Annotated in this window: 14 protein-coding genes; all 14 read left to right on the top strand. The window is 62.8% G+C overall.

The window, feature by feature from the left end:
* Nucleotides 1-27 precede the first annotated feature (27 nt).
* Nucleotides 28-1,209: an efflux RND transporter periplasmic adaptor subunit gene (locus tag EAH73_RS20760; RefSeq protein WP_140469350.1), complete on the top strand. Its 1,182-nt coding sequence runs from the start codon at nt 28-30 to the stop codon at nt 1,207-1,209.
* Nucleotides 1,210-1,213: 4 nt separating this feature from the next.
* Complete coding sequence (locus tag EAH73_RS20755) at nt 1,214-1,648, top strand: Fur family transcriptional regulator (protein ID WP_140469349.1); 435 nt, start codon at nt 1,214-1,216, stop codon at nt 1,646-1,648.
* Between the two features lie 70 nt (nt 1,649-1,718).
* Nucleotides 1,719-2,324 (top strand): hypothetical protein, encoded by a 606-nt coding sequence (locus tag EAH73_RS20750; protein WP_140469348.1) that lies wholly within the window; start codon nt 1,719-1,721, stop codon nt 2,322-2,324.
* 43 nt (nt 2,325-2,367) lie between these two features.
* Nucleotides 2,368-4,527, top strand: a complete 2,160-nt coding sequence (locus EAH73_RS20745) for a heavy metal translocating P-type ATPase (RefSeq protein ID WP_140469347.1) — start codon at nt 2,368-2,370, stop codon at nt 4,525-4,527.
* 4 nt (nt 4,528-4,531) lie between these two features.
* The gene (locus EAH73_RS20740; RefSeq protein WP_240047357.1) at nt 4,532-5,314 is read left to right on the top strand and encodes a ZIP family metal transporter; all 783 of its coding nucleotides are present in this window, start codon (nt 4,532-4,534) and stop codon (nt 5,312-5,314) included.
* 106 nt (nt 5,315-5,420) lie between these two features.
* Complete coding sequence (locus EAH73_RS20735; protein ID WP_140469346.1) at nt 5,421-5,687, top strand: hypothetical protein; 267 nt, start codon at nt 5,421-5,423, stop codon at nt 5,685-5,687.
* Between the two features lie 315 nt (nt 5,688-6,002).
* The gene (locus EAH73_RS20730) at nt 6,003-6,968 is read left to right on the top strand and encodes an ArdC family protein (RefSeq protein WP_140469345.1); all 966 of its coding nucleotides are present in this window, start codon (nt 6,003-6,005) and stop codon (nt 6,966-6,968) included.
* 180 nt (nt 6,969-7,148) lie between these two features.
* Entirely contained in the window at nt 7,149-8,657 is a 1,509-nt protein-coding gene (locus EAH73_RS20725) for a ParB/RepB/Spo0J family partition protein (protein WP_240047358.1), read from the top strand.
* A gap of 137 nt (nt 8,658-8,794) precedes the next feature.
* Entirely contained in the window at nt 8,795-9,109 is a 315-nt protein-coding gene (locus EAH73_RS20720; RefSeq protein WP_140469343.1) for a hypothetical protein, read from the top strand.
* Between the two features lie 182 nt (nt 9,110-9,291).
* Complete coding sequence (locus EAH73_RS20715) at nt 9,292-10,266, top strand: hypothetical protein (protein ID WP_140469342.1); 975 nt, start codon at nt 9,292-9,294, stop codon at nt 10,264-10,266.
* A 684-nt stretch (nt 10,267-10,950) separates the two neighbouring features.
* On the top strand, nt 10,951-12,066 hold the full coding sequence (locus EAH73_RS20710) for a sensor histidine kinase (protein WP_140469341.1): 1,116 nt from the start codon (nt 10,951-10,953) through the stop codon (nt 12,064-12,066).
* On the top strand, nt 12,063-12,857 hold the full coding sequence (locus EAH73_RS20705; RefSeq protein ID WP_140469340.1) for a LytR/AlgR family response regulator transcription factor: 795 nt from the start codon (nt 12,063-12,065) through the stop codon (nt 12,855-12,857). The genes EAH73_RS20710 and EAH73_RS20705 overlap by 4 nt, the downstream gene beginning before the upstream one ends.
* Before the next feature lie 147 nt (nt 12,858-13,004).
* The gene (locus EAH73_RS20700) at nt 13,005-13,412 is read left to right on the top strand and encodes a DUF305 domain-containing protein (RefSeq protein ID WP_198992708.1); all 408 of its coding nucleotides are present in this window, start codon (nt 13,005-13,007) and stop codon (nt 13,410-13,412) included.
* A gap of 91 nt (nt 13,413-13,503) precedes the next feature.
* Nucleotides 13,504-14,910 (top strand): YncE family protein, encoded by a 1,407-nt coding sequence (locus EAH73_RS20695; RefSeq protein WP_140469339.1) that lies wholly within the window; start codon nt 13,504-13,506, stop codon nt 14,908-14,910.
* Nucleotides 14,911-14,914: the final 4 nt, after the last annotated feature.

Genomic DNA, 14,914 nt, shown 5'->3' with positions numbered 1-14,914 from the left:
ACCCGCCCCCTCCTTCAACTCCGCCCCATGCGAATCCTAGCAACCTATGCTTTGCTGCTCAGCCTGCTTGCCGGCTGCGGCGCAAAAGAAGCCTCCCTTGATAAAGACCAAGAAGCACCCACCGAGGCCGCCGGGGAGGCGGCGGAAAAGGCCGCCCCTGACCGCGTGACCCTCACCACGGCGGAGCAGCAGGTGGGCGGCGTGCGCCTGGGCGCCCTCACCCAGCGGCCCATGAGCGGCGGCCTTAAAGTGAACGGCGTGCTCGACGTGCCCCCCGAAAACCTCGTTTCGGTCAGCGCCCCGCTGGGCGGCTTCGTGGACCGCACCGACCTGCTGCAAGGCTCGCGGGTGCGCGCCGGCCAGGTGCTGGCCGTTATCCGCAACCCCGATTTCGTGCAACTCCAGCAAGATTACCTCGAAGCCCGCAGCCAGCTCAAGTACGCCCGCGCCGAGTACGAGCGGCAGGGCGAGCTGTACCGCCAGGAAGTGGCCCCGCAGAAAAACTACCAGCGGGCCCAGGCCGAGTACGAGGCCCTGCAAGTGAAAACCAACGCCCAGGCCGCCCGCCTGCGCCTGGCGGGCCTGCCCATCGGCGGGGGCATCGTGAGCACGGCCACCTTGCGCGCCCCCAAAGGCGGCTACGTCAAAGCCGTAAACGTGAGCATCGGCCAGAGCGTGACCCCGACCGACGTGCTGTTTGAAATCGTGAACCCCGAGCACCTGCACGTCGAGCTGACGGTGTTTGAAAAGGACATTCCGCAGGTGAAAGCGCAGCAGCTGGTGCGCTTCTCGCTGGGCAACGACTCGGTGAGCCGCGAGCGCACGGCCCACGTCTACCTCATCAGCAAGACCATCAGCGACGAGCGCACCGTGCGCGTGCATGCCCACCTCGACCGAGAGGACGAGCAGCTATTGCCCGGCACCTTCGTGCGGGCCGTCATCGAAACCAACCGCGTGACGGTGCCCACCCTGCCCGAAAAGGCGGTGGTGCAGTACGGCGCGCAGGCCTTTGTCTTCGTGGCGGCCGGTTCGGCGGCGAAAGCCGGCACCGCCGCTTACCGGATGGTGCCCGTCACGCGGGGCGTGAGCGAAGACGGCTACACCGAAATCCACCTGCCCGCCGCCGAGCAGGGCAAGCCCCTGCGCTTCGTCACCGAAGGCGCGTATGCGCTGCTAGGCAAACTTAAAAACGCCGAAGAGGAAGAATAACATCATGCCCCACCCCCAAGAAGACCTGCTCATCGCCAAGCAGATTGCGCCCACGGCCATGCGCCTGCTCGTGCTCCAGGTGCTCCAGCAGCACGCGGCGGCCCTGAGCCTAACCGATGTGGAGCAGCTGCTTCAGCCCGTGGACCGGGTTACCGTGCACCGCACCCTGAAAACCTTCACCGAAAAAGGGCTGGCCCATCGCATTGAGGATGGCAGCGGGGCCGCCAAGTACGCCCTCTGCGAGCCGGCCTGCACGCCCGAGCTGCACCAAGACCTGCACGTGCATTTTTTCTGCACGAGCTGCCGYGAAACCAGCTGCCTGCCCACGGTCGCCGTGCCGGCCATCACGTTGCCCGGCGCGTACCAAGTGCAGGAAACCAGCTTGGTCATGAAAGGGCGGTGCGCCCGCTGCGCAGCCCCCACCGAAACAATGCAATAGCATTGCATTGCCCGGCGCGCGAATTTTGCGGGCGCAACCGGCGGTGCGCTTGCCCTACCCCCTCCGCCCCATGCTCGAACTACTCACCGGCACCTTGCTCCTTAGCCTCCTGCACGCCGCCATTCCCAACCACTGGGCACCGGTGCTGGCCGTGGCGCGCGCCGAGCGCTGGCCCCTAGGCCGGGCCGTGGGCCTGACGGCGGTGGCCGGCCTGGCGCACGTGCTGAGCACGGTACTGCTGGGTTTGGCGCTGGGGCTGCTGGGCTGGCGGCTTTCGGCGCGCTTCGCGCAAGCTGCCGGCTGGGCCGCCCCGGCGCTGCTGGTGAGCATCGGCCTGTTCTACGCCCGCTCGGGGCCGGGGCATGCCCACCCCGAACCGGCCCCGGCCCGCCGGCCGCGCCAGTTGGTGCTGGGCCTGGCCCTGACCATGTTTCTGGCCCCCTGCCTCGAAATCCAGACCTTCTTTCTCACGGCCGGCACCCGCGGGCCGGCCGCGCTGGTGCTGCTCATGGCCGTGTACCTGGTCGTGACCGTGGCCGCCATGTGCGCGCTGGTGGCCCTGGCGCACCGCGGTCTGCACCGCCTGCCGCTGGCCGGCTTCGCCCGCTACGAGCGCCGCCTCACCGGGGCCGTGCTGGTGGCCGTGGGCCTAGCCGGCTTTTTCATGGACTGGTAGCCCCAACCCAGCCCTTTTCGCTAATTGACTTGATTTTAATACCATGCCCGACCCTGCTTCTCCCAACACCAACGAAGAGCTGAACACCGCCAAGCAGGTGCAGCTTGAAAATGTGGGTGCCCTTAGTCGCGACCAACTCACGCCCGCGGCGGCCACCGAAGCCCAGGGCCACGACGTGCCCGGCCACGACCACGCCTCTGCCGAGGACGCGCACGACCATGCCGGCCACGCGCACCACGAGCACAAAGGCCACGACCACGCCGGCCACTCCCACGACCCCGGCGAACTGAGCCTTACGGACGATGACGAGCACGACCATGACCACGGCCCCGCCGGCGCCAATCCGTACCTGCTACCCGGCATCAGCCTGGCGCTGCTGCTGGTCGGCCTGGCGCTGGACTACTATAAGGTAGGCTTCTTCACCGGCTACGTGCGCCCGGCGTGGTACGGGCTGGCCTTCGCGCTGGTGGGCTGGAACGTGGTCAAGGCCGCCGTGCTCAGCATTCCCAGCGGCAACATCTTCAATGAGTTTCTACTCATGAGCATCGCCACCATCGGGGCGTTCGCTATCGGCGAGTACCCCGAAGGCGTGGCCGTAATGCTGTTCTACACGGTGGGCGAGCTGTTTCAGGACGCGGCCGTGAACCGGGCCAAGCGCAGCATTCGCGCCCTGCTCGAAATTCAGGCCACCGAAGTCACCGTCGTGCGCGCCGGCCAGTCCCTGGTCATCGACCCCAAAGCCGTGCTGGTGGGCGATGTGATGGAAGTGAAGCCCGGCGAAAAAGTGGCCCTCGATGGCACGCTGAACGCCCGCCCGGCCAGCTTCAACACCGCCGCGCTCACCGGCGAGTCGGCCCCCCAGACCAAGCAGCCCGGCGAGGCCGTGCTGGCCGGCATGCTGAACCTCGACACGCTGGCCCAGGTCACCGTCACGGCGGCTTTCCAGGATACCAAGCTGAGCAAGATTCTGGCCATGGTGCAGGACGCGGTGGGCCGCAAGGCCAAGACCCAGCAGTTCATCACCAAGTTCGCCAAGGTCTACACGCCCATTGTGGTGCTACTGGCCGCGCTGCTGGTGCTGGTGCCCTACTTCGTGGTGCCGGACTACGTGTTCCGCGACTGGCTCTACCGGGCGCTGGTGTTTCTGGTTATTTCGTGCCCCTGCGCGCTGGTTATCAGCATTCCGCTGGGCTACTTCGGCGGCATCGGCGCGGCATCCAAGGCCGGCATCCTCTTCAAGGGCTCCAACTTTTTGGACGTGCTGCGCGAAATCGATACCGTGGTGCTGGACAAGACCGGTACCCTCACCAAGGGCGTGTTCGAAGTGCAGCAGGTGCAGCCCGCGCCCGGCACCGCGCCCGCGCAGCTGCTGCGGCTGGTCGGGGCCCTGGAAAGCAAATCGACCCACCCCATTGCCAAGGCAGTAGTGGCCCACGTCGGCGCGGCCAGCGCGGGCATTCCGGTTGAAGACGTGGAGGAAATACCCGGCTACGGCCTACGGGGCAAGGTGGACGGCCGCGACGTGCTGGCCGGCAACACCAAGCTGCTGCAAAAATTTAGTATTGCCTACCCCCCCGCCGTGGACCAGGTGGCCGACAGCATCGTGGTAGCCGCCGTCGATGGCCGGTACGCCGGCTACCTGACCGTCGCCGACGCCCCCAAGGAAGACGCCGCCCAGGCCGTGCGCGAGCTGCGGGCCGATGGCATCACCAGGCTCGTCATGCTCTCCGGCGACAAGGACAGCATCGTGCAGCGCGTGGCCAAAGAGCTGGGCATCACCGAGGCCCACGGCGGCCTGCTGCCCGAGGACAAGGCCCGCTACGTGCAGCAGTATCTCACCGAAGGCCGCAAGCTGGCCTTCGTGGGCGACGGGGTGAACGACGCCCCGGTCGTGGCCCTGGCCGACGTGGGCATCGCCATGGGCGGGCTCGGCTCCGACGCCACCATCGAAACGGCCGATGTCGTCATCCAAACCGACCACCCCAGCAAAATCGCCACCGCCCGCCGCATTGCCCGCACCACCCACACCATCGTGTGGCAGAATATCTGGCTGGCCTTCGCCGTGAAGGCCGTCGTGCTGGCCTTGGGCGCGGGGGGTCTGGCCACCATGTGGGAAGCCGTGTTTGCCGACGTGGGGGTAGCCCTGCTGGCGATTCTCAACGCCGTGCGCATCCAGCGCATGGACTTCACCAGCCAGCCCTAAGCCCATGCTGCTGACCATTCCCACCGCCGCTACCCCGTCCTGGACCACCCTGCTCGGCTTCTCGCTGCTGCCCGCCATCGTGATGATTGCCGGCGCGGGCCTGGCCGTTTGGCGCGCCCCCGGCCCGCAGCTGCGCAGCGCCATCCTGCACTTTGCGGCCGGCGTCATCTTCTCCGTAGTGGCCGTCGAACTGCTGCCCGATATCGTGCAGCACCACGCGCCCTACGAAGTGGCCCTGGGCTTCGGCCTGGGCGTGGCCGCCATGCTCGGGCTGCGCACCCTTACCCAGCGCCTGGAAAAGCAGGCAGCCGCCGCGCCCGCGTCAGCGGTGGTGCCCGCCACTACGGCGGCCCCGCTGCCGTGGGGCTTGCTCGTGGCCATCGGCATTGATATTCTCATCGACGGGCTGCTGCTCGGCATCGGCTTCGCGGCCGGGGCCAAAGAAGGCACCCTGCTGGCTATTGCGCTCACCATCGAGCTGCTGTCGCTGGGCCTGGCGACGGCCGTGGAGCTGCGCGACGGTGGGCACAGCAAGGGGCGGTCCGTGGCCATTGTGGCCGGCACCTCGCTCATGCTGCTGCTCGGGGCCGGCATCGGCACTACCGTGCTGCGCGGGGCGACCGGCAACGTGCTCGAAATCGTGCTCTCCTTCGGCCTGGCCGCCCTGCTCTTCCTGGTTACCGAGGAACTGCTGACCGAGGCCCACGAGGAAGCCGAAACGCCGCTGCTCACGCTGGCCTTTTTCGTGGGCTTTCTTTTGTTTCTGCTACTGGGCATGGTTGCCTAGCGGCTGTTTCACAATTGCTTATTCGCTTCCGAAGACTGCGCCCCGGTTCAACGCTACCCTTCTTTTTTACCCGAACCACTTCATTTCCACTTTTCCCTTCACGACGATGGCTGACCATCCCGAAGAACACCAGAAAATCATTGAGGCCCACCAGAAGGCCGCCCACTACTTCGAGCACGCGGTGCAAAACCACCGCGCCGCCGTGGAGCACCTCAAAAAAGGGGACCACGAAAAGGCCGCTCACCACGGCTACACGGCCTACGGTTTCGCCTCCCACGCGCAGAAGCACGCCGAGGAAGCCGCCCTGCACCACTCGCACGAGCACGGCGACCACGAGCCCCTGCACGCGCACGAGCAAGGTGGTGCCCAGTAAAAAAGGTTAGTTTGAGAAGCCCGTTTCCGACTGGAAGCGGGCTTTTTTTGTGGCATTTGCCTTCTGGTGAGAGTGCAAGATGAGTTGCTTTCTAGACTTTATAGTAGACCCTTATTTTCTAGTGCAGTCGTTGGAAAACGGGTAACTTAAGGGAAGAAAAAAGTGCTTCTACAGGCTGGTATGCAAGTTTTGGGAGGGGGAAAAAGATAGAAAAAGCAGCAAAATACTTGCTCACTTTGTTGCTACTTTAGCAACAAAGTGCTATCTTTATAGTAAGGAAAGGGTAACGAAGCCCCTCCTAAAACCCCTCACAAAATGGATAGTGTTCGCAACACTCCTACCCCAGGTGCCGGCGCTGCAAAAGCCGACGCCTACCAGGTAATCACTGACCGCATCTTGGAAAAGATGGAGGCCGGACAAATTCCGTGGCAAAAGCCCTGGCACTCGCTGGGCTCGCCCCGTAACTACGCCACGCAGCACGTGTACACGGGCATCAACGCCTTTCTGCTGCACTTCCTCAGCGAAGGCGCGCCGTTGTTCTTGACGTTCCAGCAGGCAAAAAAGCTGGGCGGCAATATTCGCAAGGGTGCCAAAGGCTTCCCCATCATTTTCTACAACGTCACCGAGAAAATGAAAGAGGGCGCGCAATCGGACGATGATACCGAGCGCCGGGCCTTCGTTCGTTACTCGACCGTTTTCAACGTGTCCGACGTGGAGGGCGTGAACCTACTACTGCCCGAAGAAGTGGCCGGTAAGCACCAGCCGCTCGAAGTGGCGGAGGCCATCGTAACCAGCTGGGCGGACCGCCCCCGCCTCACTAGCCTCGACCAGCGGGCCTACTACGTGCCCGGTCAGGACTACGTGAACCTGCCCGCTTTCGGCAGTTTCATAAACGCGGAACACTACTATAAAACGCTGTTCCACGAGTTTACCCACGCCACCGGCCACCCCAAACGCCTCAACCGCCCCGACCTAGCCAATAACATGGCCACGAAGGGAGCCGCCGGGTACGCCCGCGAGGAGTTGACTGCCGAAATGGGGGCGGCCTTCCTGTGCGGCGCGGCCGGTATCAGCCCCGAAGCCACGGACGAGAATACGGCCGCTTACCTGCAATTCTGGCTGGGTTGCCTGCGCAACGATAAGAAGCTATTGATACAGGCGGCCAGTCACGCGCAGAAAGCCGCTAACCTGATTTTAGGCCACGAGCCACCCCAGCCGGAGATACCGGCGTTGCCGAGCGGTTCGGCCGCTGTGGACCAGCCGATGATGCTGGCCGCCTAAGTCGCCCCAATGGTACCGGGTAGGCCCCCCTACCCGGTACTAAGTGGGAGCAGAGTAGTGACTCGTCAAACCGTTAAAATCTTGTTTAGTAACATGGGAGCCCTAAAATTAGAAACGCTGGCAGCTGCTGCCGAGCCTACTGAAGCCATCGCGCTTCAACCCGTTGCCGCCGTGGCCCTAATGGGTATTGAGCTACGCCATTTTCCCCTTGATGCGTTGTACATCGGTGGTAACTACCGCACGGCCATGAGTGCGCCGGGCCTAGAGGAATTGACCGAGAGCATTCGACATTCGGGCCTTATTCAGCCCATTACGGTACGCCCGCTGGCGGAACCCGTTGAGGGCAAGTACTTCGCCCTAGTGGCGGGGGCGCGGCGTTACGCGGCCCACGAACGGGCTGGACTGCCTACCATCTTGTGCAACGTGCGCGAAATGAGCGCGCAGCAGGCCGAGGAAGCCCGCCTGATTGAAAATGTGCAGCGTGAAAACCCACACCCGGCCGACGAGGCCGTGGCCGTGGGTAAGCTCAGCGAGAACGGCGCGACGTATCAGGAGATAGCTAGTCGCCTCGGGAAGCCGCTGCGCTGGGTGGCCCAGCGCAAGGCCGTGAGTCAATTGGTTGGTACCTGGCTACGGGCGCTTCGCGCCGACAAGCTCACGCTGGCCGCCGCCGAGGAGTTGGCCCGGTGGCCGCAAGCGGTGCAGGCGCGTTTGGCTGCGGAGAACTATAAAAATCAGCGCGACGCGACGCTAAGCGAAAGCACGGTAAAATACTGGCTGCAAAGCGAAACGCACATATTAAGTGCTGCCCCTTGGGGCCTCTATGATGCCAACCTTTACCCCCAGGCCGGGGCTTGCGCTACGTGTCCAAAGCGGAGCAGCTGCGCTGGGGTGCTGTTCGAGCAGCCCGGTAAAGGGAAAGATTCCTGCCTTGACAAGGGGTGCTGGGGCGTGAAGCTGGCCCGCCGCACTGCGCTGGCTATTAAGGAGAACAGCACCGACCAGCAGCCCGCCTACCTGCTTTCCAGCCGCTCCTACGAAACGCCGGCTGGGGCCTTGTCGCCCGGCCGTTACGAAGTGAGCAAGAAGAAAAAAGGCACCGTGGCCGGCGTGTTCATCGACGGGCCACAGCAGGCCCACGCCGTGCGCATTCTGTTGGTGGGGCTATCCGCAGCGGCTCAAAAGAACCACCAGGAGGCTCAGCAGGAAGCCCGCCGCAAGCGGCTGACCCAGCAGGCGACTAAATCCGTGCTGGCGGGCCGCGTCGTGGTGCTACTGGGGCAGCCCGATGAGGAAGGCGGACAAGTGCGGCGTGTGCTACTTGGGGAAGCCATTACGGAGCGGCTGCTTCACCACCGTACTGCGCTAGACGAGCTAGTGCTGGCCCACTTAGTGCGTGATTGGAAATGGTCCGTTATGCTGGATAAAACCCGCAAGGCCCTGCGCGGCGACGAGTACCGTCAATGGGTACGGGCGCAGGTCCAGGCCACCGCCCCAACCGAGGAAGTGCTGACCCGCTTGCTGCTCTACGTGCTGGCGCACCACGATTTGAGTAGTGAGTACAACGACCAGCAGCAGAAGGTAGTGACCCTACTCAACCGGCCGGAGCTTACGCAGGGACTAGCCGAGGCGGCCCAGGACCGACTAGCTCAGCAGTACGACCCCCTGACGCTGCGCGCCCGCAGCTAATCACTAACGGCCCCGGCTTGCTTACTAGCAGGTCGGGGCTTTAGGAGTCGCCCGCCCGGCTCTTTTTTCCCTGTAGTTATCTGACTGTGGCGAAGCTACACGCCTTTATTGCGGGGCTAGCGGTACTTTCGTCCCTTATGAAACCGGAGCCTACTCAGACCTTCAGCCAGCTGCTGCGTGCGGATAACCGTTTTACTGACCGCGACTTTATGAAAGCGCTGGTTATGGGCCACCCGAAGTTTAAGAGTCGCGAGGCTGACCCGTCGCTGTTCACCGTCGGAGAACTTATGCTACTGGCCAACCTCATTGGGCAACCAATCAAGGAAGTGATGCGGGTGGTGCTGGCGCAGGCCGAGCACAATCCGCAGGTGGCCGAGAAGAGCAAAGAGGCTCAAGAGCAGGTGGTGGGCCGCAAATACTACCCGCGAAAGGCGAAAGAAACGACGCTGTAAGCTGATTATCAGCAAGCTTATTCCTTTCTGCTGTTTCTGCCTTGTTGCCAAAATAGGAACAAGGCTAGAAATAGTAGTACCTTGCTACACCCATCCAAAACGACAACGGGAGCCCCTGCTGCAAACAGAGACTCCCGTCTAAAACAAATAGGATTCGCATGACAAATATAGAGACCATTTACTTGGACTCCAATATCTGCCGTTACCCCCACGAGGTACGGCAGTACGGGCCCTACCGTGGGCTGGCCATTGACTTAATCATGTGGGTGGCTAAAGAGACGTTCATTCCGAGCTTTCGCCAGAACCTGGCCCTGTTGCTTGATACCCCTAGCATTACGTTTCACGCGTCAGACTTTTACACCCTTTTCGGCCATAGCCGCAACTCGCTGCTACAACCTATGACGAAGGGTGGCCAGGTCATTTTTGCCTTGCAGCCCAAGTTTCGAGCCGATTACGGCCGCACGATTCTGGACGCGGTGCTCTTCAGCATGTCGGCCCACTCCATGCTCTACGACTCGAAGGAGTACCGGGTGGCTGGTCCCAAGCGCGAGACTCGCTATGTGCTGGGCAGCCTCAAGTTGTTCAAAGGCTTGACCATAACGCGTCGCGACCGCTCGTTTGTGCGGTATACCATGTCGGTGAATCCTGACTTCGTGCAGAATAATCACTTCCTGAGTCAGCTCATTACCCTACCCGACTATGCTAGCCTGCGCACGGCTGGCACTGAGCAGGAGCCAACGGGTAGCAGCTGGACCGTGGGCCGCTTCCTGTATCTGCGAATGCGCTATGCCTGGGGCCTCTGGTGCAGCAAGGACAACAAGGGCAAGCTGAAGTTTATAGAGAACTTCGACGAGCTCAAGGAAATCGCAGGTTTCGAGAAAACCCCATCCAAGAAAGCTGCGAGCTTACTGCGTGGGTTTCTCGCCCGGGTCTGTGCTTTGAATAGCATTCCTTTCACAGCTGAGGTCACCAAAATCGGGTCTACTGACCATCGCCAAGCCGACGGCACAATTGAGGACAAGTACCAAGTGCTGCTCACCAAGAAGCCTGAAATAGCGAAAGCTGAGGCTGAGGAACAGAAGCGCCAGAAGTCACAGAAGAATCAACTGAACTTTCAACAAAATCTGGTGGCTGTAGCTAAGCAAATGGAGAGATAAAGTCAGTATAAATCAAGTAGTTGTGGCAGTATAAAAAAGTCCATTTCCGTATTCGGGTGGACTTTTTTTATTACTTTTTTATACTGTCTTATTTGGTTCACCAACCTGTCTTATTTCGTTCACCTACTGTCTTATTTCGTTCACCACTGTCTTATTTCATTCACCGCATCTGTCTTATTTTGTTCCCCACCCTGTCTTATTTCGTTCACCTACTCCGTATAGATTAGAAGAATAAAGAAGATTAAGAATAGTAACCCGAAGTCAAGCAACGATTGGCTTTCAGAGAGGTGTTGGGACGGCCTAGCGCCTTAAAAGGCCAGTATTCGGCCTAGAGGTTATGCCTGTGGCACGAACTGTACTCAACGCAGGAATCTATACACAAAAAAAGAAGCCCCTCTCAGAGGGTCTGAAAACGCTTCAAATGTGTGCGGCCGGAAAAAGTCCGGCGGGAAGAAAGAAAGGCTCCGCACACTAGGGGCGCAGGATTAATCTCGTTTGATAGGGGTAGCGCAAGAGTAGGAACAGAAATTCCCGTTAGGGAAATGCAAAACGGGCTAATGCCTCAAAAAACGTCCGTTTTTGTGCTTCGTGCTTGTTTATCAGCTCGATAGCTAGACTGATGTAACATCTGTACCAAACTTTTAACTAAGGCCACTAGCCCCGGCTCTGCGCTACCTTTGGCCCATGCGCGCCGAGCAGCCTTTTTCAGCCACTACTCCCCGGCCGCCCCTGGTGGCGGGGCCGGTAATTGCGCTGGCCTGGCTGCTATTCAGCGGCTTCATGGTGCTGCTGATTTTTGGGCAAAACCTGTCGGCCGGCACGCCCACCGACTGGCGCGAGGCGCTGGGCGGGCGCTTGCTGCACGGGCTGATTTGGGGGCTGTTGACGCCAGTGGTGTTTGCGCTGGCGGCCCGCTTCGACCTCACCGAGCGGCGGCGCTGGCTGCCCAAGCTGCTGGCGCACGCGGCGGCCAGCTACGGGCTCACCCTGACCTACCGCCTCGTGTATGCTGGGGCGATGGACGCGGTGGGGGCCTTGCCGGGCGGCTTTTCGCTGGCCAGCGTGGTGGCCAATGCCAACAACTGGGTGCCCATCTACTGGATGCTGCTCTGCATTGCCTACGCCGTGCAGTACCGCGAGCGGTTTCGGGAGGGCCAGCTGCGGGCCGCCCAGCTCGAAACCCAGCTGGTGCAGGCGCAGTTGCAAGCGCTCAAAATGCAGCTCCAGCCCCATTTTCTCTTCAACTCGCTCAATGCAGTATCGGCTTTGATGAGTGCCGACGTGAAGGCCGCCCGCCGGATGCTGGCCCAGCTCAGCCAGTTTCTGCGGCTGGTGCTCGACGGCGCCGATGCCCACGAGGTGACCCTGGCGCAGGAGCTGCACTTAACGCGCCTCTACCTCGAAATTGAGCAAACCCGCTTTCCCGACCGCCTGGCCGTGGCCTACGACATCGCGCCCGGCACCGAGGGCGCGCTACTGCCGGCCCTGCTGTTGCAGCCGGTGGTGGAGAACGCCGTGCGCCACGGCCTGGCCCCGCAGGCGGGCGCGGGCGAGCTGGCCATCAGCGCCCGGCAGCAGGGTGGGCGGCTGCTGGTGCAAGTGCAGGACAACGGCCGGGGCACCACCAACACCGCCGCCCGCGGCATCGGCCTGCGCAACCTCGAAAGCCGCCTGGCCACCCGCTATGGCCCCGACTACGCCGTAACCGTGGACACCGCTCCCGGCCAGGGCTACTGCCTGCGGCTGTCGCTGCCCTTCGTGGCCGCCGCGCCAGCCAGCCAATCTCTCGTAACAGCATGAGCGCTAGCATCCGTACTCTGCTGGTCGATGATGAGCCGCTGGCCCGCCACTTGCTGCGCGAGTTGCTAGCCGACTTCCCCGCCCTGGCCGTGGCCGGCGAGTGCACCAACGGCCCCGAGGCCCTGGCTGCCCTGCAAGCCGGCGGCTACGACGTGGTGTTTCTGGACGTGCAGATGCCCGGCCTCGACGGGGTGCAGGTGCTGCAACAGCTGCGGGCCGTCGGTCAGCCCCTCCCCCTGGTGGTGTTCGTGACGGCCTACGACCAGTACGCCGTGGCCGCCTTCGGCCTGCACGCGGTCGATTACCTATTGAAGCCCCTCGACCCCGACCGCTTTGCCGACTGTGTGCACCGGGTGCAACTACAAATAAGCCAGCGCGATACCTACGCCGCCGGGGCCGGCCTGGCAGCCCTGCTCCGCGCCTGGCCCCCGGCCGCCCCTACCCCCCTACCCGACTATCAGGACCGTTTCCTGGTGAAGCAGCCGGAGCGGCAGTTTTTCGTGCCCGCCGCCGACGTGTGCTACCTCGAAGCCACCAGCAGCGGCGTGCTGCTGCACCTGGCCGGGGCCACCCACCCGCTGCGGGCCACCCTAAGCCAGCTGGCCGAGCGCCTCGACCCGGCCCATTTTCTGCGCATCCACCGCTCGGTTGTTATTCAGACCGAGCATATTGTGGAGTTTAAGCCGTGGGCGCACGGCGAGTATGTGTTTCGGATGGCGAATGGGCTGCACGTTACGTCGTCGCGCAGCTACAACACAGTTATTCAGCAGTTTTTAAAGCGGTTTGGGTGAGGGGCAGACTGTGCTAGCGGCCCGCCTCACCAAAAAAAAGCCAATTCAACCCGAAATAAGGCCAACTCACCGCCGGGCCGTAGCTAGCGCCCCGCGAAGCCCGTACGTTTGAGCGGCCAACGCTATTACCTGGTCGCCAAAACGAACGTGAAAAACACCCTCCTGCTTTTCGGCCTGTTGCTCGGGACCACCTCCGCCGCCCGGGCCCAGCACCACATGGCCGGCATGAGCCACGCCGGCATGGCCGGTATGACGATGCCCGCCGCCAAACCCGGCAGCCCGGTGGCTGCCTTCCAGCACGGCATGGACTCGGTAATGGTGGTGATGGACGAAGGCATGCGCCGCATGGACGGGGCCAACCCCGCCGACATCGACGCCAGCTTTGCGGCCATGATGGTGCCGCACCACCAGGGAGCCGTGGACATGGCCCGCCTGCAACTCCTCTATGGCAAAGACCCGGCGTTGCGCCGCCTGGCCCAAAGTATCATTGCCGAGCAGCAGGTCGAGATTCAGCAGATGCAAGCCTGGCTGAAGCAGCACCCGGCCAAGCCCTAGGTAGCGTTTAGCGTGAACTCTGCGAGTCCGCGCGTTGCCCGAATTACCCCACGCGCGGACTCGCAGAGCCCGCGCTACATTCTTATTGTCAATGAAATACTTTCTCCTACCCGCCCTGCTGCTGGCCGGCACCGCTGCCCGGGCCCAGGCCGTGAGCCACCGCGACCGGGTGTATACCGCCGACCAGATTTCCAACACCGTGTCCGTTATCGACCCGATGGATAACAAGCTGCTGGGCCAGGTGATACTAGGCAAGCCGCAGCCCGATTTAACGTCGGCCCTCTACCGGGGGCAGGCGCTGGTGCACGGCCTGGGGGCCTCGCCCGACCACCGGCTGCTGGCCGTGGTGTCGGTGGGCTCCAACAACGTCACGTTTATCGAAACGGCTACTAACGCCCTGAAAGGCAGCGTGTACGTAGGCCGCGCCCCGCACGAGCCCACCTTCCGCCCCGATGGCAAGGAGGTATGGGTGACGGTGCGCGGCGAGGACTACCTCTCCGTCATCGACGTGGCCACGCTGCGCGAAACCCGTCGCATCCAGGTGCCCAACGGGCCGGGCCAAATCGCCTTCAGCCCCGATGGCAAGCGGGCCTTCGTGTGCTCCAGCTTCTCGCCCGAGCTGGCGGTGGTGGACGTGGCTACCTATAAGGTTATCAAGAAAATACCTGTCGTCAGCCCGTTCTCGCCCAACATCTTTCCCACCAAAGACGGCCAGCAAATCTGGTTCACGCACAAGGACGTGGGCAAAGTATCGGTGCTCGATACCAAGACCTTGACCATCAACGGCGTGCTGACGACGGGCCCCATCACCAACCACGTCGCCACGGTGGACTTACCCACCGGTAAGCTGGCCTACGTGACGGTGGGCGGCGAAGACGTGGTGAAGGTGTACAGCCGCGAGGCGGGCTTTAAACAGCTGGCGACCATTGCGGTGGGGGCCAATCCGCACGGCATCTGGCCCGCGGGCGATGGCAGTCGGGTGTACGTGGGCCTCGAAAACGGCGATTCGGCGGTGGCCGTGCTCACGGCCACCAACCGGGTACTAGGCAAAATCAAGGTTGGCCAGGCCCCGATGGCGCTGATGTACGTGCCCGATGCCGTGCCCTCGGGTGTGGCCAGCGCGGCCAACCTCGGCCAGCAGCTCATCGACCAGGCCACGGTCATCCGTAACCTACGGCCCCCGACCCCTGGCCCCGCCGCCGGCACCATGAACCTGCGCTCGGAAGGCCTCGTGGACCTGGCCACCTTCAACCTGCGCGCCCTGGCCCCCAATACGGATTACGACATCTACCTCACCAACTCCACCCAGGCCCCCTACGCCCGCGCCTACCCCCTCACCACCGTGCACACCGACGCCAAGGGCGGCGCGATGGGCCAGGCGCTCGGCCCCGTGCAGCGCATTGCCAGCGGCGATTTGCACCCGGCCGGCAAGGCCTTTACGCGGGTGGTCGTGGCCCCCAAAGCAGCCGATGGCCCAGCGGCGCTGGTAAGCGAGTAGACGG

Origin of the sequence: Hymenobacter nivis (assembly GCF_006439025.1) — a bacterium.
Lineage (GTDB): Bacteria > Bacteroidota > Bacteroidia > Cytophagales > Hymenobacteraceae > Hymenobacter > Hymenobacter nivis_A.
Note: the sequence above shows the minus strand (reverse complement) of the source record. Positions and strands in the feature narration are given on the sequence as shown.